A 21,509-nucleotide genomic window follows, 5' to 3' on the forward strand; every position below is an offset into this window, starting at 1 on the left:
AGTCGGCAACCGTGAATGGGTTGCTCAACGGGCTGATTTCATCATTGTCTATACTGGCTGATTTTGTCAGCTCATATTGTACAATGGCAGCCAATCATTAAACAGGCTGCCATTTACAGCCATAGGAGCTTATTCACGATTGCCGATTGACGATTCACAATATTACGCTACAGCCTCCTTCCCTACTCCGGCTCTGGCTACAGCAGCAGCTTTTACCATAAACTCCAATGCTTTTTTGGTTTCAGGCCATTTGCGGGTTTTTAATCCGCAATCGGGATTCACCCAGATATTGGATGCAGGTAATAAAGCGGCAGCTTTCTCCAACAAGCTCACCATTTCTTCTACCGCAGGCACCCTGGGTGAATGGATATCATACACGCCTGGGCCGATCTCATTGGGATATTTAAAATGAGCAAAGGCTTCCAGCAGCTCCATTTGGGACCGGGAAGTTTCGATGGTGATCACATCGGCATCCATGGCCGCAATATGCTCAATGATATCATTAAACTCACTGTAGCACATATGCGTATGGATCTGGGTATCATCCTTAACACCACTGACCGATAAACGGAATGCCTGTACGGCCCACTGCAAATAGGCTGGCCAGTCTTTTTTACGCAAGGGTAATCCTTCCCGGATGGCAGGCTCATCCACTTGTATTATGCTGATGCCGGCCTTTTCCAGGGCCACTACTTCATCCCGGATGGCCAGGGCTATCTGGTTGGTGGTAGTGGAACGGGGCTGATCATCCCGCACAAACGACCATTGCAAAATGGTTACCGGTCCTGTAAGCATCCCTTTCATGAAACGGGTGGTTTGCGCTTGTGCAAAACTGCTCCAGCGTACCGTCATGTCCCTTTGGCGACTTACATCACCCACAATCACCGGCGGCTTCACACAACGGCTGCCATAACTTTGTACCCAGCCATATTGGGTAAAGACAAATCCTTCCAGTTGCTCTCCAAAATACTCCACCATATCATTGCGCTCAAACTCACCATGCACCAATACATCCAGTCCTATTTCTTCCTGCCAGCGAATGGCGGATATGGTAGCCGCTTCTATGGCCTGGTCATAATCGGCCTGGGTAAGTTCTCCTTTCTTTAACCGGGCCCTTAATTGCCGTATATCCTCCGTTTGGGGGAAAGAGCCAATGGTGGTGGTAGGAAACAAAGGAAGCTGAAACAAACTGCGTTGTATTTGTTGCCGGATGGCAAAGGCGTTCTTGCGTTCAGCATCATTGACCGTAATAGCTGCTACCCGCTGCTTCACGGCTGGTTTGTGAATAAGGGTTGAACTACGGCGGTCTTCAATAGCTTGCTGGTTCAGCTCCAGCAAAGGGGTATTGCCCTTTACAATAGCCGCCAGGTCGCTGACCTCCTGCAATTTCTGTTTGGCAAAAGCCATCCAGTTCCTGATCACCGGATCGAGTTTGGTTTCAAGATCAAGGTCAAATGGTGTATGTAGTAGGGAACAGGAAGGCGCTATCATCACCCGCTCTTCACCAATGGTATCAATGGCCTTCTTTATAAGCGACAGGGATTTGTTGTAATCGTTTTTCCAGATATTCCTTCCATCAATTACACCGAGGGAAAGGGTGAGCCTGGCTGGAGAATTGTTCAGTACTTCTTCTAATTGCTGTGGTGCGCGCACCAGGTCGATGTGCAAGGCACATACGGGCAGGTTAGCAGCCAGGGCGGTATTGTTCTGCAGCCCTTCAAAATAAGTTGTGAGCAGGGTTTTGATATGGGGACAGTGTTTCTTTATTTCTCCATACGCATATACAAAGGCTTGTTGTTGTTTTTCCGTCAGGTCCATAGCCAGAAAGGGTTCATCCAATTGTACCCAATCAACCCGGTAATCATCTTTTAGTTTGTGGAGTATGTCGATGTATACCGGTACCAGTTTTTGATCAGGTCAATCCTGTCAAAGCTGGTGTCGCCACCTTTTTCTTTACCCAATAACAGATAAGAAACGGGTCCTATGAGTACCGGTTTGGGTGTTTGGCCGGTGATATGCCTGGCCCCGCTGCATTCGCTGAACAGGCGATTGGAGAATATTTTGAATGTCTGGTTGGGCGTAAATTCGGGAACAATGTAATGGTAATTGGTATCGAACCACTTAGTCATTTCCATAGCCGTGATATCCAGTCCATGCATTTGATAGCCCCGGGCCATGGCAAAATACAGGTCGATCTCTGTATTGTCTTTAACGTCGGTTACTACCGGGGCATAACGGGCGGGTACTGCTCCCAACAGCAGCGACATGTCGAGCACCTGGTCATAAAAGCTGAAATCGTTGCAGGGAATAAGGTCAATGCCAGCGGCCACTTGCAGGTTCCAATTGTGTTCCTGGATCTGTTTGGCGGCCAGGAATAATTCCTGTCTTGAAATGGCGCCTGTCCAATACTGTTCACAGGCTTTTTGAGTTGGCGGTGGCTGCCCATGCGTGGGTAGCCCAAATTGTTTGTCAGCATACGCAAAAACTTTTAGGTTAAACATTAAATAAATAATGCCTTTACGTTTAAGAGTATGCTTCCGGAATTTAAGAATAAGAAAGAAACAGCCTTATGAGGCATGGGACTGCTCCTGACTTCTGCTTCAAACTGCGAAAGCATTCGTCCGGTTTCCTGGCAAGTATCTGGCTTGGGAGGATGGTCTTCCCTTACAGTTGCGCGACAGCCCATGAATTACACATGGTTCCTTATTAATAATACAGCCGTAAAAGGCGTATTCACCTGGAAACGATCATTAAAGTAAAGAACTGCGACGCAAAGGTATATAATTTTTTAATAGGGGCTCACTATCCCGGTATTACCTGTTTTATACAGACAATGGTGGCAGCAGTGCAGCCAAATGACAATAATTTTGATGGCGCCACGGGTGTCATCACCAATAAGGTGAAGTCGGTAAAAGGAGGATGGGTATATGGCAACAGGGATAATATTTTCTGCACCCGGCAGGTATCCGGTAACCTATTCAAATACCACCGTTTTATTGTTGTACACAAATACCCGGTCGTCAAACACCAGCCGCAAGGCTTTGGCCAGTACGGCTGTTTCTATTTCCTTGCCGGCGTGCATCATGTTGGCTGCAGTGAGGGAATGCGTAACCGGTATGATCTGTTGGGCAATTATGGGCCCTTCATCCAGGTCATTGGTTACAAAATGAGCCGTGGCGCCAATGAGTTTTACGCCCCTTTCAAATGCCTGGCGATAGGGATTGGCTCCGGCAAAGGCGGGCAGGAAGGAATGGTGGATATTGATGATCCTGCCGGGTAGCTGGGCCACAAAAGCTGGTGACAGGATACGCATGAACTTGGCTAGCACAATATAGTCCGGGGCATATTGCCCAATGAGGGTGCTGATCTGTTGTTCAAAGGCTTCTTTGGAGGTATTCTCATGTGTTACAAAATGAAAAGGCACTTCAAATCGCTGACAGATATCCTGTAGTGTATCATAATTCCCAATGACGGCCAGTATGGAAGCCCGCAAGGTTTTAAAATAATGGCGGATCAGCATATCGGCCAGGCAATGGTATTCTTTGGTGACCATGATCACCACCCTTTTCTCGGGCAAGGGGTTTACCATGATCACAGCTTCGGGAGGTAATACCTGCCGCAGTAGTTTCCCGATATTGGCGGCGTTGCTGTCTTGCTCTACTGCTACCCGAAGAAAAACCGGTTCTCTGCTTTGTCTACATGCTCCCGCAGGGAAACAATATTCAACTGCTGCCGGGCCAGTACACCCGAAATGGCGGCTACCAGCCCTACCCTGTCCATGCATTGTATTAGGATGATCATAGCACCTGAAAGATACTCCAGGAAGTTGATATGTTGACAGGTTAACAGGTTGAAAAGTGAGGCAGGCTATCCGCCTGGTTTCTATGTTATGATCTTATCTTACTGTAGCAGCTTTTTATTAGCATCATATAAGCCCACCAGTATGCTATTGCCTTTGTTGTCGATGCGGATGCCGCCGTATTTGGCCTGGGCATATTTATCGGCCTGGCCTTCCTGGAAGAAGAAAGAATTGGACCCTATATTGATGTCCCACCTGTCGGAAGTATATTCAACCAGGTATTCATTGGCATGCAGCGGGGTACGGCCTTTCTGTACCCTGATCTTTTTGGCTAGGATGCCCGAATCGAGCCCAATTACACAATAGCCGCGTTTAGGGAACTCGCTGGCTTCCGTTTCCCTTGCTATGGCATAGTGCAACGCCATATAATCCCCTGCATCAGCGACCGTGGATCTACCGGCGCCAGTTCCAGCAATACCAATTTACCCTTCGAGAGGATGCTTTCTTTTTCATCACTGAGTAATGAAAAATGACAGTACCAACACCAGGTTCAGCAGAATGATGAGCTTGTATTTATTCATGTTGCCCCAGCTTTTTGGGGTGAGAAAATAAACCAGGATAAAAAGCAGGCCCGAGCCCATGAGCAATAATGCGCCGACAATAGCGGGGGCATACAGGGTAGCCGCCAGTATAACCACCAGGGCTTTTATATCATGCTCCTGTTTCATGGTTCCACTGCTTTTGCTGATCAATGAGTTTCTTTTTCAGGAAACTAACGCTGCCAATAATAAATAATGCGATGAACAGGAACATGCCCGCATCATCGGATATTTTCAGGGACAAGGCCGACAGGATCATAATAATACTGAATGGGATGATGGCCAGGTAGAACAGGCTTTTTTGCCTGAACCCATATACCATACCAGCGGTATACAATAGAGCAAAATTGGCTATTACTACCCATAAGGTGATGGCAATCGTCCAGCTTAAGAACAGGTCATAGGCATTGGCGCCTGTTTGGTACACCTGACCAAAAACAGCCATCAATACTCCCAATAATACGGCAGCAGCCGTAAGCATGATATTTTTAATGGTGGCAGGGAGCCGGGTAAATACAGCTTACCCACTACAAAAGATAGTAGATATAATTAACGCGCCAATCAGCGTAATCCCAAAAAAATCAGTGTAATCTGCGATCCTACCGCAGCTTCACCAAACGTTCGGTAATCGTTTTATCGCTGTACTTCATTTGCACAAAGTAAACCCCTGCCCCACCGCCAATGTATACACTCATCTGATTGCTGGCATTGCCATTGAAAGTGCGTTTGTATACTGTTTGCCCCATCATATTCACTACCTGTATGCTTTGCAGTTTTACAGGTACTTCCAGGTGCCGGATGGTAAAGTTCTGTTCAAATGGATTGGGGTTATCATATAACCCTGTTCTTTGAGGCGGGCTGGTAAGATCACCGGTGTGATCTGTATATTGTCCAGTAAAATATTGTTGCCCTTATTGCCACTGTTCCTGAACACTACCTGGAAGGCGTTGCCGGCGCTTACCAGCGGCGTAATGTCGAGGTATTCCTTTCTCCATTCACCCGCCCTGGCAGGTACATGGCCCAGGGTATCGCCTGGGCCATAGGTAATGGGTTGGCCCGGTGTGCCGCTGGTTTGTAAATCAGCTCCCCATTTCTTGTACAGACTTTGATAAGTTTTGCCACAATCTTTGGTGAGCAGTACTTCCAGTGTATCCAATAAAGTGGTGGTGGTGCCTGCTGGTTTCGACAAAGCATGTGACAGATCAAACCGTACCACTACCGAGTCAAAGGTGTTTACCCTTACCGGTGGTGTATACAGGTCGTCTGTTTTGCCGTTGCCCGCAAAGCGATAGTTCCTGATCCAGGCTGAATTACTTCTTTCACTGGCGCTGCGGTTGGTAGCTTCCCAGCCATAGGCATGGGTTTGCACATTCGTAGCCCAATTGAGTGGGGGAAAGCGGCTGTTTCAAATCCCTCTGTCAGTGGGGCGACTTGGGGATCGCTCACGGTAAATACCAGGCGACTGGTATCGTTGCCCGGGAAAGGCTCATTTTGTCCATTGGGTTGCTTCGTATATACTGTCAGTGTATGCCTGCCGGTTACAGTAGCGCTGAGGTTCTTGAGTGCTACCTGAGCCGATTGTCCTTTGCCCAACTTGCCTGTCCACTGGACAGAATCCAATTCATTGTTATTGACCCTGAACAGCACTTTCACAGTACGAATGGTATCCGTACCACGGGAGGTTAGGGTAACCGATGGCAGGTAATTGCGCGTGCAGATCACCTGTGTGGGTTCTGTGATGGCTGTAATGGCTGCATCCAGGTAGGTTGTATGCACCGCAATATTTACATCGTCAATGTACAGGTTATTGCCAAAGCTGCTGATGGTCTTAAAAGCTACCAGGGCCCTGCTGGCATTACCCAGGAAAGGCTTCAGGTTAATGCGTGTATGGAGCCAGTCGGCTGCCGTAGGTACAAAGGCCGTAGTACTGGTACCCGTGGTAGAAGACAGGTCTACCCCGCCCCTTTTCCATACTTCCGTATAAGTAGCGCCACAATCAAACGATACCATGATGGCCAGGCTATCGGCAAATTGGGCCTGTGGACTATAGGCTTTATAAGCCCTTTCAAAAGAAAGGATCACCGAATCGGCGCCCTGTACATCCAGTACAGGCGATAACAGGTAGTCCTGCTGCCCGTCGCCATCATCATAATCGTAGAAACGTATGCGGGCAGCTGCATTGCCCGATTTTTTGCCGGCGGTTGTACGTTCCCAGGTAAGGCTGCCCGTATTGCCATTGATCAATTGCCAGCCTGCCGGTGCAAAAGCCACCGACTCAAATCCTTCTGTTACCGGGCCGGCAATGGGCGCCAGGATGGAGAATGCTGCATTCAGTGTATCATTATTGTTCCTGCCATCAGTGGCTCCATTGGGATTGGTTACATAAATCTTCAGGTGGTGGTTGCCACCTGGTGCAGTGAGTGTATTCAGTGTAATGGTGGTGGAGGCCATGGGGGCCAGGCTGCCCGTCCAGTTGTAGGTGAGCGCTGTACCATTGTCCACCTGCGTTTTTACGGCCAGGCTGGTCAGCGTAGCAGTGCCAAAGTTCTTAATACTTATTTGTGGCGTTACCTGTGGCGAGCAGAAGGTATTGTTGCCGGTAGCGCCACAGGCGCCTGCAGTGGGCTGCAGGATAGCCGTCAGGGCGATGTCATGGGGCACCGCCGCCGGGGCTGGCAGCCATTAGACGTAAGCAGGTTGGAACGGAATAAGGTAAGGGCTGCCTCCATGCGTGCCACCTGGTTAAGGGTGAATAGGCAATAGCAGGCGTCATCCGTATAGTCCATGTAGTTCTGGTACATTTTACCGGGCGGATTGGGAGAACCGCAACCGGCTGCCACTACCCCGGAGGGACAACCACTGGTAGCCCCACTTTGTGTAGGTGTATCATCCACAAAACCCGCGAGGCCCGCTACCGCCGGGAAATCAGATTGACAGCCGCCGCCATCGCCCCAGATATGACGCGCATAGAAAAAGTGGCCGGCCTCATGCACGGCCGTACGGCCTTTATTGAAGGAAGGGTGCACATAGGCGGGATTGTTGCCAAATCCACTCAGGGTAAGTACGATCCCCTGATTTTCGGGCAAACCGGTATTCGGAAAAGTAGCAATGCCCAGGGTACCGTCTGTAGCACGTGCCACCCAAATATTGAAATAACGATTGGGGTCCCAGGACCGCACACCACAGGTAGCCGGATTTTTACATTGTTGGAGGTAACATCTGTCCAGGTAACGGTAGAGGAAACACGATCAATGCCGTTGGTGGGATTGCCCGTTGCATCTTGCTGCGCCAGACAAAACCGGATCTGCGATTGTCCGAAGCTCGAAGCAAATATACCGGCATTGACCTTGTCGGCATTGGTACCGCCAAAATCTTCATTGAGCTTATTGATCTGCCAGTTTACATCGGCATCTGTGATCTGGTTGGGATCTGGAAGCAGGATATGCACCACCACGGGAATGGTGACGATGGCATTGAGTTTGGCGCCTGCCTGGTTGCTATTGCGTTCCTGTATTTTCAGGATCGTTTGTCGGTTGAGGTTCTCTTCATCCACTTGCATCCGGGCTTTCAGCGAAGGGTCTTGCTTCAATAGCCCGGCCAGGTGTTCGGTAGCGCCACAGCGTTTGGGCGCTGGGGTTTGTTGGGCAACGGCTGATACAGTAATTGATAATAAAAGATAACAGCAACGGCCCGGGAGATGAATTTTCGCACAACGATTTGTTTAGGTAGCCGGCAAGTTACTAATTGCCTTGTTGCGGTACAAATTAGTTCGTTGAGCGGTAAGTTTAGGGTCGTTTACCACTATATAATTCATACTCCAGCAGGCGGCAATCAATAATGCTCGTATAAAATTCTATACGCCGGGTAGCTTTAAGACCAATCTTTTTAGCCAGTTCCAGGTTGCCCGTAAATACATAACCGAAATAGCCGCCGCATTTTTGTTTCATAAAATCGCCTATCCGGGCATAGGTTTTTCCAGTTCAGCTACCTCACCCAGCCGTTCACCATATTCCGGGTTTACATAAAAGATGCCGGGTACGTTGGGCGGTACAGTGGTATCGGCAAAATCACATACGGCAAATTCAATGAGGTTGGCTACCCCGGCGGCTACGGCATTTTTGCGGGCATTCTCAATAGCAAGGGAGCTGTAGTCTGTAGCAATAATGCGCAAGCCGGGTACTTCTGTGATCTGTTGTTCCAGCCTTGCGTCTTCTTCCAGGTATACCTGTTCATCATACCCCTGCAGGTGCATGAAGGCGTAATTGGTCCTGAACAGGCCTGGCCGGCGGTTGGTGGCAATCATGGCAGCTTCAATAGCTACGGTGCCCGATCCGCACATGGGGTTCACAAAGGGGCTTAACCGGTCCCAGCGGGTGGCATAAATAGTAGCGGCTGCCAACGATTCCAGCATGGGCGCCTGGCCGGGTATTTTGCGATAGCCATGCCGGGCCAGGGAGTCGCCGGAGGTATCCACAAATACTTCTGCTTCGTCATTCTTCCAAAACAAATGGATCACCGCACCCGTGAGCGCCGATCCGTAGCCGGACGGGTGCCCCGCTTTTCCCGTATGCGGTCGATGATCGCATCTTTTACCCGCAGGTTGGCGTACATGCTATTGTTGATCGTATCGTTCTGTACATTGCTGGTAATGGAAAAGTAGCCCGGTTCGGGCAATAGTTCCTCCCAGGCATAATTTACCAGTTCCCGGTACACCTCATCGGCATTCACTGCTTTAAACGCCTTCAGGCTATACAAAACCTGGCTGGCGCAGCGCAGGTTTAGGTTCAGCCGAATGCATTCATTTACGGTGGCTTTCAGTTTTACGCCCGTTACAAAATGGTCGTCGATGGTATAACCCAGCTCTTTTACTTCCTGTTCCAGGTAGGGCATGGTACGTTTGTGGCAGGTAATGATCACTGAGCCGGTAGTGGTATAAATATTCATGAACTGCGAAAGTAAACTATCTTGCCTTTATTTAATATGTGCTACCCATTCCAAACCATTAAACGTCCGGTATTGTCCAAACTACTCCTCCTGTTGCTGGCTGGCTGCATGACGGCTGCCCTCGCCCGGGCCCAATCGGATCCGTGGACTGGCAGCTGGCAAATGATCCGTAAACCCTGGACAGGCTCTTCTACCCCGCTGGTCATGGACTTGCAGATCGGGGTGCCCGACAATGGCCAATTGTATCCTGCTAAAATAACCCTGCAATACGGCGAGTTCAAAGGGGTGTATGAAATGCTGCTGGTGCGCAAGAACGATGGCCAATTGGGCATCAGCCGGGGTAAGTATCCCTTACAGGAAAAGCCTTTTAAGTTAGGCATCTGGATGTGGTACATCAACGGTTGTTTCGACTTGCGTAATAAGCAACTGGTGCTTAACCGCAAGTGGATAGATAAGGCCGACTTCTGGATGCGGGGCCTGTATGACGACGACGATATATGGGTCCAGAGCAAGGTCAACCTGCGCGATTTCCTGTACCGCGATAGCATCTTTTTAAAGAAACTGAACAACCAGCCCCTGGTCGATTCCAGTGTACGGCGCATTTTGCAGCCCCCAACCAGCGGCATTTACCTGGGCATCTACGACCCCATTGTTACCACCGATAGCCTGGCGCTGATGAAACTGGAAGACCAGGAAAAATATGATAAGGACACTGTTACCCTGCTGCACAATGGCAAGCCCCTCCTTTACCGCGATGAGGTGAACGACCACAACCGGGCTTTGCAGGCCCGGCTGGATACCGGCAGGAACCTGTTCATCTTTTTGCCGACAACTATGGCGGCATTCCGCCCAATACCGGTTTCCTGTACATGAAAACCGATGGCCGGGAGTATGAGTTCAATTTCAGCAACCGGTCCAATGCCTATGCTACATTCATCGTGGCCGATGTGTATTACCGGCCGGTCAACAATACCGTTTTAAACAAGCTGGTGGAAACGAGGACCACCGAACCCGTGGCTGCCATTACCGTTGATACTGCCGATATTGTATTGGAGTTATGGGATGGCGCCGTGCAGGATGGGGATAGTATTTCCCTGCGCCTCAATGGCAAGTGGATCACTACAGGGTTCCCTGTCAGGAATGCCTTGCAAAAGATCCCTATCCGGTTGCAAAGGGCGAAAATGAGCTGTTGTTCATGGCCGATAACCTGGGTTCTATCCCTCCCAATACAGCCGAGCTGCGCATCCGCTGGGGCCGTCAAAGTCAATCCCTCGGATTGAGTACTGATATGAAGAAGAACAATGCCATCCGGCTGATATTGCCGTAGCAATAATTTCGCACAACATTCAAATGATCAACTATGACCGAGGCTAGAGAGATAAGGGCCTTTTATACAGATAAGACCATCCGGGTGTACCAGGCTTTTAATCATGCCATTGCTGATTCCGCCATTCAACACCAGACATTCGTTTCTCCGCCATTTAAAATGGAGCGTACTACCTGGATCAAACCCTCCTTCTTTTGGATGATGTATCGATCGGGCTGGGCTACCAAAGAGGATCAGGAACGGATATTGGGAGTGGATATTACCCATGAAGGTTTTTATGGGCATTGAATAATTCTTCCTTATCGCATCCCAAAATGGGTGTATATCAAACGAAGGAGGAATGGAAAAAGGTTAAAGAAAATGCGCCGGTAGTCATACAATGGGAACCTGAGCGCGATAGGTACCTCATGAAGTTGAATTATCGAACCATTCAAATCGGCCTTTCCCCTTCTGCCGCCTCTTTGTATGTTAATGAATGGATCGTAGGGATACACGACTTAACCGGAGATGTACAAAAAATAAGAGCTGCTATCAAGGATGATAATATAGAGGAAGCCAATAGCCTTATACCCAAGGAGAGGAAGTATGAAGTATCGGCAGGTTTTCAATAATTTAAGAAACCACAAAACGAAACCCGCAATGAAAAACTACTATTACTTTCCGCATGTATGATAGGGCTTGCTACCCTGACAAAGGGTAATAAAATGCATATTATTAATGATCATGATACGGCCGGTGTGTGGAAAGCCGGAGTGCTTTCAATTGAGTTTAATGGACAGCAATACCATGCGATGGTGGTGAATGCCAGGCAACACAAGATCCGTATGCACTGGCTTTCAAGGCAAGGGGCTCCATTCAAAACACTGGACGCCGTAAAGCTGGATCTGCAAAGTAGCAAAGCAGATGTTTTAATGATTACCAATGCAGGTATGTACCTAGACAATAATGTGCCATTGGGGCTTTTCATAGCAGCAGGTAAAGAGCTTAGGCCAATTGATACGGCCAGTAATAAAACTGGCAACTTTTACATGCAGCCCAATGGTGTATTCTATATCGACAAAACAGGGCAAGGTCATATACTTACTACCCACGCTTTTGTGATTGCTGGCAAAAGTAATCAATTCAAAGTTGAATATGCTACTCAGTCGGGACCTATGTTGCTGAGTGGCGGAATCATTAATGCTGCATTTAACCCACAATCCAAAAACGTGAACCTAAGGAGTGGTGTAGGCATTTTGCCCAATGGAGATATGGTATTTATTATTTCCCAGTCAGATAATACAACCTTCTATGACTTCGCCTCCCTATTTAAAGTGAAGTTTGGTTGCCGGGATGCACTCTATCTTGATGGTGCTATTTCAAAATGTATTTAAAGGACTTAAGGCAACAAGATACTGGCGGAGATTTTGGGGCCATGATTTCGGTTGCCAGTAATAAATAACAGTAATCCAGATAAAACAATGCATGCTTCCGTATTACTTGCTTGTTATTATAAATTGCCTATTCTATAGAAACCACTTCCATTAAAATCATAGCTGGTTTTTACATCTTGAGCCATCAGTAATGCAAATGTATTTTCTTCTCCAATTCCTATTAATTTGTTCAAATAAGTAGAATTTCCCGATTCTAACGTAGAGTCAACAAGTAAGTCATAGTTGATCATGTTAACAAAAAGTGATAGGTCGCTTCGTTTAAAAATAAGCACTAAGCCTGTGTCTGATGAAAAACAGGGCTCATTACCGTTCTCGTAATCTGTCGAAAGGATGTCCTTGGTTTTGATTTCACGAAGCCCCTGCCCCCAAGATTAATAATTCCGTATGGAAATTCGTTGTACGGGAAAATAATCTCTCTTACATTCTTCAAGTCGTTAAGGTTAATATTTGCCAAGTGTAATCTAATATCGTTTAGATACAATGCGTCTATTATTAGGTATGTATTTCCATTTTTTAAATAAATGGGATCCCCATTCAATGATATGTTTTTCATTTTTATATAAGGCATATTGAGTTATTATGATTATAGGTGCCCGCCTTGTACTGGCAACCTCGTGACTTCCTTCCCAAAGCTAGCTCTAGTCGACAGCCGGGCTTTGTGCACAGCGGCCTTGTGCCCTTATTGTCTCATAGCCTTTCTAGCTTACTTCCCGGGCTGTTCCTGATTCAATGTCTTTAGGATTCCTTCAATTTGTTCGTTGGTGGTACCCAACTCTGTGTCGTACTGGTTATTATTGGCGGCTAGTTTTTTATACATTAATTCATAACTTGTAAGCCTAAGTTCAAAATATTTCTTCAGTAAGCTATTCCTTTCCTGATAGGGCTTGGGAAGGTCCAGTTTGCTGGCCCCTTCCAGTAGGGTGATGCCTTCCTTCCAGGCAGGGATACCCTTTTCTTTTAGGGCAGCCATTTGTTCTGCAACATGCGTTTGCTCGGGAAGCGAATACGCATCAATGGCTTTTGCTCCAGGGCAGTCAGCTCACTCATTGCCTTGTCGTATTTCAGTATGTCATTGGGCAGTTGCTTATATACGGCAAAGGAGGCGCCTACCACGAGCAGGGTTAAAATAGCCATCGTTACATATTGCCAGGTAGCAGTGCGTGGCTTTTTCAGCCCTGGAATATAAGCATAGCCAATGAGCAGGCCACTCACCAGCCCACCAATATGCGCCGCATTGTCAATGCTGCCCTGGCTGCCAATGGCCAGGTTGAGCACAATAAAAAAGCCAATACTTTTCAATAAGGCCATTCTTTGTGTTTTTCGATCAGGCTGGTCGTCAGCATAGCGAAGAATACACCATACAGGCCAAAAATAGCACCCGATGCACCAGCGCTGACGGAAAGGTCATGCCACCACAAACTGGTTGTACTGGATGCAATGCCTGTCAATAGATAAGCAGTCAGCAGTCTGGCCGGTCCAAGAAACGGCTCCAGCGCCACGCCGATATAGGTGAGTGCATACATGTTCAGTGCCAGGTGGAAGATGCCGATGTGTACAAAGCAACAGGTGATGAGCCGCCACCATTGGCCATCCAAGGTCATGGGACGGAAATTAGCGCCCCATTTTATCAATACCTCACTATCCGGCTGCAGGATATGGGCGCCATCAATGGCCATCAAAATGAATATGAGTACGTTGATGCCAATCAGAATAGGTGTAACGAAGTTGCCGCGGGTGGGCTTGAAGGCCGCTATCAAATTGCTCATCTGCTGCCCCTTGGTGCCGGGTGGTGCAAAGAGCTCGTCTTTTCCAGGCGCAACAAATTGCGGTTTAAGCGCCTCGTATTTTTGGGCCAGTACTTCGGGTGTTAATGCAGGTCCGAGCTGCTGCATGGTGGTGAGCATGCGCACAATGGTTTCTTCAATGTACGATCCTTCTACTGGTTCCGTGCCGGTAGCCTTGCTTAGGAAATGAGCCGTGGTAGCGGATATCCTGATCTTAAGTTCTACTTCCGGAGCCGACAAACTGCCCTCGGTACGGATAATGACGCCCGCCTGGCTAAGCTGGCGGATAGGCCAATTCAGCTGGTTGGCAGCTTCCACCGCCAATACCTGAAATTGTTCACGGGGTACATTTTCTAAAGGATAATCCAACACATACGTAGGGGAAACACTTGCTGCCATCAATTGAGTTTGAAGGCGGTAAGTTAAAGCGTTTTTACCAGTCGATGACTGATTATTTAGCCCATTCCTACTGCTTCAGAAAATCCAATACGGTATTATTGAAAAGTTTGGCATTTTCCTGTGGTATATAATGGGTGCCCTTGGGGAAAATAAGCAATTGAGCGCGGGTAATATGCTGCGCAATACCTTTTGTATGCTGCTCTTTGATGAGGTCATTTTCGCCTGCCATTACCAATACCGGGCAATGAATGGTGCGAAGGTCTTCAAAGCGCATATTGGGTTCCTCCTCCAATAGATGCATCAGCCGGATATCGTTGGGGGCTTTGGATGAAGTGTCTTTGGCAAATAAATGATAGGTATAATGCGTGCTGTCTGTAGTTGATCTACCCTGACCACGGGTATCCACGGCGATCACCTGGTAATCTTTCTTACAGAATTCGATCTGCTGCTCATATTCGCCTATAGCCTGCCCATTGCCATGCAATAACAGCAAGGGATGTCCCTGGCCATAGATCTCATAATAGATCTTAATGCCATTGACCTGAGCCCATTTGCCTGCTTCGGGATTGGCCCCATAGGGATACTCCGTCATATTGTTGGAGCCATCGTACCCAAAAGACCTGGCGCCGGTTACCGGATATTGGGTGCTACAACTTAAAGGCAGTTGATCTTTTGATGTACAAAATACCATACGTTTTTTGAGGTGGCGGCGGTATCTTCAAAGGATGCACCCTCCCTGGTGCTATGATACCGCATAGGATTTGTGCAAAAGAGTACCTTGTGCCAGTTATCGCAAAATGTAAGTTGCTTCCCCGTCTTTTTGCAGGTAATGAGAAAGAAGGGATAATTCTCGGTAACCTCCCCGATCTCCAGTAGTCCTGCCAGTCCAAACCCGGCCTGAATGGATGCCCTGTCATAAAAGAACAGCTTTACGCCGCCAAACATTTCATAACGATCCTGGCTGATAAGGGTATCTCGCAAAACTCCTGTTCTTCGTTATCGCTCATCATAGTCACTATTTGCGTTGTAGATGGTCTGGTCGTCAAATTTAAAGATAGTATAGGTAGTACTGTTCGTGCGTATAATTCATGATAATTAGCGGCTGGCGGATGGAACAGTCAGCCAAATTATTCTCCCTGGCGCGGGTATGCAGCGTTGGTTTTGAACGGAAGTGTACTTGTGTCCTTATTTTATAATCGGATCCATCAACCACAGGTTAGGTAGCCCTTTCTTTCACCAAAAATATGCTCTTCAGAAAGCGTAAATCTTCCAGGTGCAAGTACTACCTTTCACAAGGCTACCCTTTATACTTGCGCTAGTTTGAGGTATTAATTGTAAAGGCATTCAAACGAAGAGATGTCGATTGTCTTATAGATTGATGAAATTTTTGTTATGTACCACGAAAAGTCTGCTATAGGAATGTTTTCCAGCAGTTTTATATTTTCTGAAATTGAGATCATTAGAGTTGAAGGATCAATATACATTATGCCTATATTATGTAAGCCATCAACAAATTGCATATCAATACATGTCGCAAGATTTTTGTTGATGCTTTGCTTTACTGTGTTTTTGATATAATTGATCTCATTTAGAGGTGAGGCGATCCATTCATATGTGTCTTCGACCATATAAACAATAGCGCCATTTTTGTTCATTGACCAGCCTTGACTTGTAAGCCGATCCAGAATTTCATCATATTTATTGAAATCAAGATTTGTTGTTTTGATAAAAAGTGCTGCAGTTTTTGACATCTTATATATTTATTCGTTTGCATTTTCCTGATACTTGCATTCTTGATAAGTGTGCCGGCGTACTTGTACCTCAACTGAACGGTAAGTTTACCAGTCATTCAAGCCTACAGGTCGCCTAATACAATAACGAATGCTTCACCTGGGGAGGAGCAGGCCAGTCTGGCGGCCCGGAGGGATCGGGCCAGACTTGATCTTTCTGTTCTTTTGCATCAAGGCAAAAGAACAGAAAAGCCGCCCTGCCTGGCATGGCACTTACAATAGCTGGCCATGCAGCGTTGGTCTTGTACCCTTCCTGACGCAATCTAAAATAAAAAACCTGCCATTGGTAAAATGGCAGGCTGGTTGGGAAAAATATTATCCCTTACGTCTTCGCTTCCTGATAGGCCGGCCCTTCCTTATCGCCGGTCACGGTTTCCAATACAATGATGTAAGGCCCCGTTTTCTTTGCCGGCGGCAGGTACAAATTGAACTGGTTCTTTTGGGTTTCTTTTAGCTGCAAGGATTGCGACGGCGCGTCTAAAAAATAGCTTTTGCTGATCTTCACCTTATCGGGCACCTGGAGGCGGGCAATGCCACCAACAGGTTGGTTGAAGACTACCATATACACTTTATTCGTACCCGCTTTCCGGATATAATACCCCCAGTCCTGCTTTTTCCAGCCGGCATAATCGCCGCCATAGATGGCTTCGCCATTGAGCTTCATCCAGTCGCCAATGGCAGTAGCTATTTGCTTTTCTTCAGGCCGGATAGCGCCATCACCCTGTGGACCGAAATTGAGCAGGAAATTACCGCCCAGCGATGTCGTTAGCGTCAGCATTTCCAGCAATTCCTGAGGCGTTTTTACGTACGACAGGCTCCAATCTTTATGATAGCCCCATTGGTTCTCGGGAATGGTCATACAAGCCTCCCAATCAATTTGGGTTACCTGTACATTCTTTACGGGGTCGGGCAGGCGGCGCTCATATCCTGATTCATAATCACCCATCAGCTCGCCATTGAGTCGCGGTGGCGTGCTCCATAATCATCGGCCCGCAACCTGCTGTTCACGATCACACCAGGAATGGCTTGTTTCAACATCTTTTCTACTTCCCAGGTCCACCAGCCGTTTTTCTTGATGCTATTGTCCCAGGTACCGTCAAACCAAAAACATTTCACTGTGGGGTACCGCGTGGCCAGTTCTTTCAATTGGTTGTAGGCAAAATCAAGGTAGCGCAGGAATTGCGTTTGATCAGCGGCATTTTTGATATCGTATTTCCAATCGGGATGATGCCAGTCGAGTACTGAATAATAAAAGTTCACATCGATGCCTTCGGCATTGTAGGCTTCCACCAGTTCTTTCAGGATATCTCTTTTGAAAGGGGTATTGCCAATATTAAAATCGGTGTACTGACTAGGCCATAAACAAAACCCTTCATGGTGTTTGGTGGTAATGGTCATGTATTTAACGCCCATTTGCTTCGCCATCCTGGCCCAGGCCCTGGCATCAAAATGAACGGGGTTAAACTGGTACATTAGCGAATCCCAGGTAGCAGAAGGGATCTTAGCACTTGATTTTAAGAACTCCGCTGCATAGTTATAGGTTTTCCCATTCCAGGTACCACCGGGTATGGCATACAATCCCCAATGGATGAATTGCCCAAAGCGGTTGGCCCGGAACTTAGCCATGGCGCTGTCTTTTCTCTTACCCGTATACTGTGCGCCATATTGTAAGGTTTTGCGTGGTACCGCTTGTTGTGCCATGGTGTCCTGGATCAACAAGGCAATAACCAATAAAATTCCTATTCGTTTATGTAAATGCTTCATGTTTGTATGACTATGATGAGTGCCTGTTCAAAAGAAATACTAAATGTTAAATGCTCAATATTCAATTTTCAAAGTTCAACTGCCGCCCCACTTGCCACTCTCCTCCCCTCACTGCAACGTCCATTCCACTGTATCTTTCAACGCTCTTTCACCTCCACCAGCAGCAACCACTACCTTATTTACGCCCTGCTGCAATTCCACGTTGTCAAAAATATAATGTACAGCGGTGGTTCCTTGTTTTACGGCATCAATTGTTTTCCCATTCAGGGTTAATACGGGTTTGCCGGTATTGCAATATACGGTAATGGTGGTATGGGCATTTTTACGTTGTGTCAACCGACGGTCGGCAATGTACAATACCGGTTCCTTGCTCCAGTTGGCCTTGTACCAATAGAAGGCGTCTTTTTTGATCGTACGGTCAAAAGTCACCAATCCTTTCAGGTTGCGCGAAGGGATACCGCCGCGATTCCATAGGGGAACGGCAAAGTCAAACATATTCCACAGGTAGGTACCTGCCAGGTAATTTTGCCTGGACAGGAGGCCCCATTGTATTTCATGAAAACGGGTTTCCATCTGTTCGGGAAAATAAGGACTGTTCACGGGGTCAAATTTGACAGGCGGTTGCTCATCCTGCTGGTAAATATTGCCTTCGGCCCCGTATTCGGAAAGGATCACTTTATGATCCGGATATTTTTGTTGCAGGCCGGTCACCCATTTTTCCAGGTCGGGAGTTTTACCTTCATACCAGCCATAATAGCGGTTCATGCCCTGGATATCCGCTAGCTGGTTTTCGTAACGTTCCATACTGCCATAACCATTTACGCTGATGGTGTAGCGGTCCGGGTCTTCGGTTTTGGCTATTTCATGCAGGGCGGCGGTGAGTACAGTGGTGTAATCGGCGGCCGATTTACCATATACTTCATTGTGCAATCCCCATACATAAATGGAAGGATGGTTAAAGTTTTGGCGGATCAGTTCTACCAGTTGTTGTTTGGCATTGTCGGCTTCTTTGCCACTCACGGCATTTACAAATGGTATCTCGGCCCAGATGATCAGGCCCATGCTATCGGCTTTGGCATACATGTATTCCGACTGCTGATAATGGGCCAGTCGAATAGTAGTAGCGCCTATTTCTTTGATGGTGGCCAGGTCGGCAGCATGTTGTTCATTTGTCAGGGCACTGCCTTGCTCCCACCAATCCTGGTGGCGGCATACGCCATACAAGGGATAAGGTTTGCCATTGAGGAAAAAACCTTTGCGGGCAATGATCTCCATTGTACGAATGCCCAATGGCTGGCTCACTTCATCCAACACAACAGTCCCCTGCTTTACCCGCACGGTCAGCCGGTACAGGTAGGGATCATCCAGTCCCTGCCACAAATGCGGCTTCGCCAGGGTAAAGGTTTGATCAATATGCTGCAGCCCCTGCGGTAGCAAGGTTACTGCCTGTGTACTGGTTTTAACCAGCTTGCCTTTGGCATCATATACCGTGGTCTCCACCTGCACGCCGCTGGGCGTGCCCAGTTTGTTTTCCAGCTTGGTGGTTACGTTGATGGTGGCGCTGGTGGGGATACCTGGCGCTGACGGATAAAAATGCCGGGTGATGCATTGTCGGTTACAGCAATATGCAGTTTCTCCGTTACTATCAATTGCACCGGCCGGTAGATACCGCCATACACGCCAAACAACCGGTGGTTGATGGGTATTACATCTTCACGCGCTTCATTATTGGCTTTTACCAGCAAGACATTCTCCTGCCCCCATTGTATCACCGGCGTAATATCATAGGCAAAAGCGCTGTAACCGCCTTTGTGCTGACCAATCAATTTATCATTGACGTACAGGTCGGCTACGGCCCCTACTCCTTCAAAGCGCAGGAACAGGCGTTTGTTGCGCCAGGCGGTATCGGGCGTAAAGGCTTTTTGTATTGGGCTACTCCCTGGTAAAAGTTCTTGGTGGTTTGCATGTCCACCTTATTCCAGGTATGCGGAATGGTGATGGGCGACCATTCCGCGCCTGGCTTACTAAACTGCCATTGCTCATTAAAGGTATTTCCAGCCGGGTACGGCTTGTTTGTGACAGGGATTGGATAAACAATAAGCATCCGCCCAACACTAACCCAGTTCGTCTGTTCATGTAAGCTTTCTTTTGTTTGATGGTATTCTATTGAATAATTCGCTTCACCAGGTGGTCGTTATTGAGGCAACCAGGCATCGAGGTAAATGCAACAGAACCTGGCGTACTTGTGCCTTTCGTTGCAAACGCATTCAGGATTCAACCCGCAAGCCTGGGAGACTGATTGCCGCGCTTCGTAGCAAAAGCATTGCCAACTGCCGATTGCCGATTCACGATCAGTATCCCGGATTCTGCACCAACAGTGGCTGCCTCCCCATCTCACTGGCCGGAATAGGAAACAGGTACATGGCGGGGTGATTGAACACACGGGGATCGGCTACAATGTCTTCCCGTTTGTAATTGCTGCCTTCTTTGGTCCATTTAATACCACGCATAATAACCACTTCGGGGTCATGGGCGATCTTCCAGCGGCGGGTATCAAAATAGCGCTGGTTCTCATAGGCCAGTTCAATACGCCGCTCATTGCGGATATAGTCGCGCATGGCTTCTTTGGATAGTCCGGCCGGCAGTTCAAAAGGCGATAAGCCGGCGCGGCGACGAATGGCCTGCACGGCATCGTATACGTCCTGTGCAGGACCGCTGTATTCATTGGTGGCTTCGGCAAAGCTCAGCAGTATTTCGGCATACCGTATCTCGGCCATGCTGCGCTGGGTATTACCGGTCGATTCATTGTTGAGCATCTTGCGGCAATAATACCCCGTACGCGTGGTGTAAGTCGATACACCCATCCCATCAGAAGGAGCGCCGAAATAGGTAAACAGGGCGGATTGTGCCGTGGTGCTGGTACCCCTAAACAGGGCGCCATTGTACAGGATGCTATAATAAAAACGGGGGTCGCGGTTAATGTAGGGATTGGCGGGATTGTAACCACTGGCAGCATCGGTAATGGCCTTGCCATCTTTCATGGGGAAGGCATCTACCAATTGCTGACTGGGATAGGAAGCGCCTTGTCCGCCGCGGGTAGGTGGCAGCCACATGCCTTCCAACCGGGTATTGGGCGGGTCCATCATGTAAAAGATGCCTTCGGTATTGGTGCGCAGGTGAAATACTTTGTAGAAACCGTATCCCGGCGCGGTCGTATTCTCTTCATACAGGCTGTACTTACCCAGGTCGATCACGGCTTTAAAGGCATCAGCGGCGGCCTTCCAGCGGTTGGCATCGGCGGTGGGATAACTCACCAGGGCTTTTTGTTCGGCAGTAGCCGTAAAGCCATTGTTGTCGTTGTAGCCGCCGTTCCACAGTGGACTGGCAGCATACAACAATGTTCTTGCTTTCAGGGCCAGGGCTGCGCCCCTGGTAGCGCGGCCAAAATCAATGCCCACCATTTCATCGGGCAGGGCCTGTGCAGCAGCATCCAGTTCAGCTACGATGTATTGAATACAATCTGCCAGGCTATTGCGGCCCTTGCTGATGCGATCATCGGGTGAGTAAAGGGTATCACCCAACAAGGGCACCCCACCAAAAAACGTACCAGCTGGTGGTAATACCAGGCCCGCATAAAACGGGCTTCGCCGGTGGTACGCACCTGCATGGC

The 21,509-nt window shown here is 48.1% G+C and carries 28 protein-coding genes, 3 pseudogenes and 1 riboswitch; of the genes and pseudogenes, 4 read left to right on the forward strand and 27 right to left on the reverse strand.

Going from position 1 to position 21,509, the window contains the following annotated elements:
* Window positions 1-162: 162 nt before the first annotated feature.
* From metE to RS881_RS30095, 14 genes and pseudogenes are all read right to left on the reverse strand, one after another.
* Window positions 163-2,501, reverse strand: a pseudogene (metE, locus tag RS881_RS30025) (5-methyltetrahydropteroyltriglutamate--homocysteine S-methyltransferase).
* A gap of 113 nt (window positions 2,502-2,614) precedes the next feature.
* A riboswitch (cobalamin riboswitch) is annotated at window positions 2,615-2,756 on the reverse strand.
* A gap of 46 nt (window positions 2,757-2,802) precedes the next feature.
* A complete protein-coding gene (locus tag RS881_RS30035; protein ID WP_315814110.1) occupies window positions 2,803-2,982 on the reverse strand; it encodes a hypothetical protein in 180 nt (59 codons plus the stop codon).
* Window positions 2,975-3,634: a formyltetrahydrofolate deformylase gene (gene purU, locus RS881_RS30040; RefSeq protein WP_315824654.1), complete on the reverse strand. Its 660-nt coding sequence runs from the start codon at window positions 3,632-3,634 to the stop codon at window positions 2,975-2,977. Before purU ends, RS881_RS30035 begins: the two co-directional genes overlap by 8 nt.
* A gap of 29 nt (window positions 3,635-3,663) precedes the next feature.
* A complete protein-coding gene (locus RS881_RS30045; RefSeq protein WP_315825032.1) occupies window positions 3,664-3,801 on the reverse strand; it encodes an ACT domain-containing protein in 138 nt (45 codons plus the stop codon).
* 99 nt (window positions 3,802-3,900) lie between these two features.
* Window positions 3,901-4,280: pseudogene (locus tag RS881_RS30050) on the reverse strand (GDYXXLXY domain-containing protein).
* Window positions 4,281-4,311: 31 nt separating this feature from the next.
* Window positions 4,312-4,527: a hypothetical protein gene (locus RS881_RS30055; protein WP_315814112.1), complete on the reverse strand. Its 216-nt coding sequence runs from the start codon at window positions 4,525-4,527 to the stop codon at window positions 4,312-4,314.
* A complete protein-coding gene (locus RS881_RS30060) occupies window positions 4,511-4,879 on the reverse strand; it encodes a hypothetical protein (protein ID WP_315814113.1) in 369 nt (122 codons plus the stop codon). Before RS881_RS30060 ends, RS881_RS30055 begins: the two co-directional genes overlap by 17 nt.
* Before the next feature lie 118 nt (window positions 4,880-4,997).
* On the reverse strand, window positions 4,998-5,198 hold the full coding sequence (locus tag RS881_RS30065) for a T9SS type A sorting domain-containing protein (RefSeq protein WP_315824655.1): 201 nt from the start codon (window positions 5,196-5,198) through the stop codon (window positions 4,998-5,000).
* 439 nt (window positions 5,199-5,637) lie between these two features.
* Complete coding sequence (locus tag RS881_RS30070; protein ID WP_315814114.1) at window positions 5,638-7,059, reverse strand: choice-of-anchor J domain-containing protein; 1,422 nt, start codon at window positions 7,057-7,059, stop codon at window positions 5,638-5,640.
* Window positions 7,038-7,538: a M43 family zinc metalloprotease gene (locus RS881_RS30075; RefSeq protein WP_315824656.1), complete on the reverse strand. Its 501-nt coding sequence runs from the start codon at window positions 7,536-7,538 to the stop codon at window positions 7,038-7,040. Before RS881_RS30075 ends, RS881_RS30070 begins: the two co-directional genes overlap by 22 nt.
* Window positions 7,451-7,987: a zinc metalloprotease gene (locus tag RS881_RS30080; RefSeq protein WP_315814115.1), complete on the reverse strand. Its 537-nt coding sequence runs from the start codon at window positions 7,985-7,987 to the stop codon at window positions 7,451-7,453. The genes RS881_RS30075 and RS881_RS30080 overlap by 88 nt, the downstream gene beginning before the upstream one ends.
* A gap of 196 nt (window positions 7,988-8,183) precedes the next feature.
* The gene (locus RS881_RS30085) at window positions 8,184-8,345 is read right to left on the reverse strand and encodes a hypothetical protein (RefSeq protein WP_315814116.1); all 162 of its coding nucleotides are present in this window, start codon (window positions 8,343-8,345) and stop codon (window positions 8,184-8,186) included.
* 8 nt (window positions 8,346-8,353) lie between these two features.
* The gene (locus RS881_RS30090) at window positions 8,354-8,914 is read right to left on the reverse strand and encodes a THUMP domain-containing class I SAM-dependent RNA methyltransferase (protein ID WP_315814117.1); all 561 of its coding nucleotides are present in this window, start codon (window positions 8,912-8,914) and stop codon (window positions 8,354-8,356) included.
* Window positions 8,911-9,342, reverse strand: a complete 432-nt coding sequence (locus RS881_RS30095; RefSeq protein ID WP_315814118.1) for a THUMP domain-containing protein — start codon at window positions 9,340-9,342, stop codon at window positions 8,911-8,913. Before RS881_RS30095 ends, RS881_RS30090 begins: the two co-directional genes overlap by 4 nt.
* Window positions 9,343-9,363: 21 nt before the next feature.
* On the opposite strand from RS881_RS30095, the gene RS881_RS30100 reads away from it, so the two are divergent.
* The 4 genes and pseudogenes from RS881_RS30100 to RS881_RS30115 all read left to right on the forward strand — a co-directional run bounded on the left by RS881_RS30100 (window position 9,364) and on the right by RS881_RS30115 (window position 12,042).
* On the forward strand, window positions 9,364-10,215 hold the full coding sequence (locus tag RS881_RS30100; protein WP_315814119.1) for a hypothetical protein: 852 nt from the start codon (window positions 9,364-9,366) through the stop codon (window positions 10,213-10,215).
* Window positions 10,212-10,622, forward strand: coding sequence for a hypothetical protein (locus RS881_RS30105; protein ID WP_315814120.1), 411 nt, complete (start codon window positions 10,212-10,214; stop codon window positions 10,620-10,622). Before RS881_RS30100 ends, RS881_RS30105 begins: the two co-directional genes overlap by 4 nt.
* An 80-nt stretch (window positions 10,623-10,702) precedes the next feature.
* Window positions 10,703-11,280: pseudogene (locus RS881_RS30110) on the forward strand (DUF4291 family protein).
* A 93-nt stretch (window positions 11,281-11,373) separates the two neighbouring features.
* Window positions 11,374-12,042 (forward strand): phosphodiester glycosidase family protein, encoded by a 669-nt coding sequence (locus tag RS881_RS30115; RefSeq protein ID WP_315814121.1) that lies wholly within the window; start codon window positions 11,374-11,376, stop codon window positions 12,040-12,042.
* 116 nt (window positions 12,043-12,158) lie between these two features.
* Here the strand turns inward: RS881_RS30115 and RS881_RS30120 are convergent, their stop codons facing one another.
* The 13 genes from RS881_RS30120 to RS881_RS30180 all read right to left on the reverse strand — a co-directional run bounded on the left by RS881_RS30120 (window position 12,159) and on the right by RS881_RS30180 (window position 21,423).
* Complete coding sequence (locus tag RS881_RS30120) at window positions 12,159-12,332, reverse strand: hypothetical protein (protein WP_315814122.1); 174 nt, start codon at window positions 12,330-12,332, stop codon at window positions 12,159-12,161.
* Between the two features lie 473 nt (window positions 12,333-12,805).
* Window positions 12,806-13,072 carry a hypothetical protein gene (locus RS881_RS30125; RefSeq protein WP_315814123.1) on the reverse strand — a complete coding sequence of 89 codons (267 nt, stop codon included), beginning with the start codon at window positions 13,070-13,072 and terminating at the stop codon, window positions 12,806-12,808.
* Entirely contained in the window at window positions 13,060-13,410 is a 351-nt protein-coding gene (locus tag RS881_RS30130) for a rhomboid family intramembrane serine protease (RefSeq protein WP_315814124.1), read from the reverse strand. Before RS881_RS30130 ends, RS881_RS30125 begins: the two co-directional genes overlap by 13 nt.
* Entirely contained in the window at window positions 13,398-14,285 is an 888-nt protein-coding gene (locus RS881_RS30135; RefSeq protein WP_315814125.1) for a rhomboid family intramembrane serine protease, read from the reverse strand. The genes RS881_RS30130 and RS881_RS30135 overlap by 13 nt, the downstream gene beginning before the upstream one ends.
* 67 nt (window positions 14,286-14,352) lie before the next feature.
* The gene (locus RS881_RS30140) at window positions 14,353-14,976 is read right to left on the reverse strand and encodes an alpha/beta fold hydrolase (protein ID WP_315814126.1); all 624 of its coding nucleotides are present in this window, start codon (window positions 14,974-14,976) and stop codon (window positions 14,353-14,355) included.
* Window positions 14,940-15,266 carry a hypothetical protein gene (locus tag RS881_RS30145; protein ID WP_315814127.1) on the reverse strand — a complete coding sequence of 109 codons (327 nt, stop codon included), beginning with the start codon at window positions 15,264-15,266 and terminating at the stop codon, window positions 14,940-14,942. Before RS881_RS30145 ends, RS881_RS30140 begins: the two co-directional genes overlap by 37 nt.
* A gap of 347 nt (window positions 15,267-15,613) precedes the next feature.
* Window positions 15,614-16,036 carry a hypothetical protein gene (locus RS881_RS30150; protein ID WP_315814128.1) on the reverse strand — a complete coding sequence of 141 codons (423 nt, stop codon included), beginning with the start codon at window positions 16,034-16,036 and terminating at the stop codon, window positions 15,614-15,616.
* A gap of 361 nt (window positions 16,037-16,397) precedes the next feature.
* The gene (locus RS881_RS30155) at window positions 16,398-17,021 is read right to left on the reverse strand and encodes an alpha-L-fucosidase (RefSeq protein WP_315814129.1); all 624 of its coding nucleotides are present in this window, start codon (window positions 17,019-17,021) and stop codon (window positions 16,398-16,400) included.
* Window positions 17,021-17,839, reverse strand: coding sequence for an alpha-L-fucosidase (locus tag RS881_RS30160; protein ID WP_315814130.1), 819 nt, complete (start codon window positions 17,837-17,839; stop codon window positions 17,021-17,023). The genes RS881_RS30155 and RS881_RS30160 overlap by 1 nt, the downstream gene beginning before the upstream one ends.
* Window positions 17,840-17,947: 108 nt before the next feature.
* A complete protein-coding gene (locus RS881_RS30165) occupies window positions 17,948-19,345 on the reverse strand; it encodes a glycoside hydrolase family 2 protein (RefSeq protein WP_315814131.1) in 1,398 nt (465 codons plus the stop codon).
* 38 nt (window positions 19,346-19,383) lie between these two features.
* Window positions 19,384-19,767 (reverse strand): sugar-binding domain-containing protein, encoded by a 384-nt coding sequence (locus RS881_RS30170; RefSeq protein WP_315824657.1) that lies wholly within the window; start codon window positions 19,765-19,767, stop codon window positions 19,384-19,386.
* On the reverse strand, window positions 19,698-19,943 hold the full coding sequence (locus tag RS881_RS30175; protein ID WP_315814132.1) for a hypothetical protein: 246 nt from the start codon (window positions 19,941-19,943) through the stop codon (window positions 19,698-19,700). Before RS881_RS30175 ends, RS881_RS30170 begins: the two co-directional genes overlap by 70 nt.
* A gap of 247 nt (window positions 19,944-20,190) precedes the next feature.
* Complete coding sequence (locus RS881_RS30180) at window positions 20,191-21,423, reverse strand: RagB/SusD family nutrient uptake outer membrane protein (RefSeq protein ID WP_315814133.1); 1,233 nt, start codon at window positions 21,421-21,423, stop codon at window positions 20,191-20,193.
* Between the last annotated feature and the right edge of the window lie 86 nt (window positions 21,424-21,509).

It is taken from the genome of Paraflavitalea speifideaquila (assembly GCF_032395985.1).
Taxonomy (GTDB): domain Bacteria; phylum Bacteroidota; class Bacteroidia; order Chitinophagales; family Chitinophagaceae; genus Paraflavitalea; species Paraflavitalea speifideaquila.

Excerpts from the sequence above, each read along its gene's own strand:
- RS881_RS30140 (WP_315814126.1), bottom strand. The coding sequence starts at position 14,976 with ATGGTATTTTGTACATCAAAAGATCAACTGCCTTTAAGTTGTAGCACC.
- RS881_RS30055 (WP_315814112.1), bottom strand. The coding sequence starts at position 4,527 with ATGAAACAGGAGCATGATATAAAAGCCCTGGTGGTTATACTGGCGGCT.
- RS881_RS30150 (WP_315814128.1), bottom strand. The coding sequence starts at position 16,036 with ATGTCAAAAACTGCAGCACTTTTTATCAAAACAACAAATCTTGATTTC.
- RS881_RS30160 (WP_315814130.1), bottom strand. The coding sequence starts at position 17,839 with ATGAAGCATTTACATAAACGAATAGGAATTTTATTGGTTATTGCCTTG.
- RS881_RS30120 (WP_315814122.1), bottom strand. The coding sequence starts at position 12,332 with ATGATCAACTATGACTTACTTGTTGACTCTACGTTAGAATCGGGAAAT.
- RS881_RS30060 (WP_315814113.1), bottom strand. The coding sequence starts at position 4,879 with ATGCTTACGGCTGCTGCCGTATTATTGGGAGTATTGATGGCTGTTTTT.
- RS881_RS30105 (WP_315814120.1), top strand. The coding sequence starts at position 10,212 with ATGAAAACCGATGGCCGGGAGTATGAGTTCAATTTCAGCAACCGGTCC.
- RS881_RS30095 (WP_315814118.1), bottom strand. The coding sequence starts at position 9,342 with ATGAATATTTATACCACTACCGGCTCAGTGATCATTACCTGCCACAAA.
- RS881_RS30135 (WP_315814125.1), bottom strand. The coding sequence starts at position 14,285 with ATGGCAGCAAGTGTTTCCCCTACGTATGTGTTGGATTATCCTTTAGAA.
- RS881_RS30045 (WP_315825032.1), bottom strand. The coding sequence starts at position 3,801 with ATGATCATCCTAATACAATGCATGGACAGGGTAGGGCTGGTAGCCGCC.
- RS881_RS30155 (WP_315814129.1), bottom strand. The coding sequence starts at position 17,021 with ATGGGTGATTATGAATCAGGATATGAGCGCCGCCTGCCCGACCCCGTA.
- RS881_RS30125 (WP_315814123.1), bottom strand. The coding sequence starts at position 13,072 with ATGGCTGCCCTAAAAGAAAAGGGTATCCCTGCCTGGAAGGAAGGCATC.
- RS881_RS30115 (WP_315814121.1), top strand. The coding sequence starts at position 11,374 with ATGCATATTATTAATGATCATGATACGGCCGGTGTGTGGAAAGCCGGA.
- RS881_RS30085 (WP_315814116.1), bottom strand. The coding sequence starts at position 8,345 with ATGAAACAAAAATGCGGCGGCTATTTCGGTTATGTATTTACGGGCAAC.
- RS881_RS30130 (WP_315814124.1), bottom strand. The coding sequence starts at position 13,410 with ATGGCCTTATTGAAAAGTATTGGCTTTTTTATTGTGCTCAACCTGGCC.
- RS881_RS30175 (WP_315814132.1), bottom strand. The coding sequence starts at position 19,943 with ATGCTTATTGTTTATCCAATCCCTGTCACAAACAAGCCGTACCCGGCT.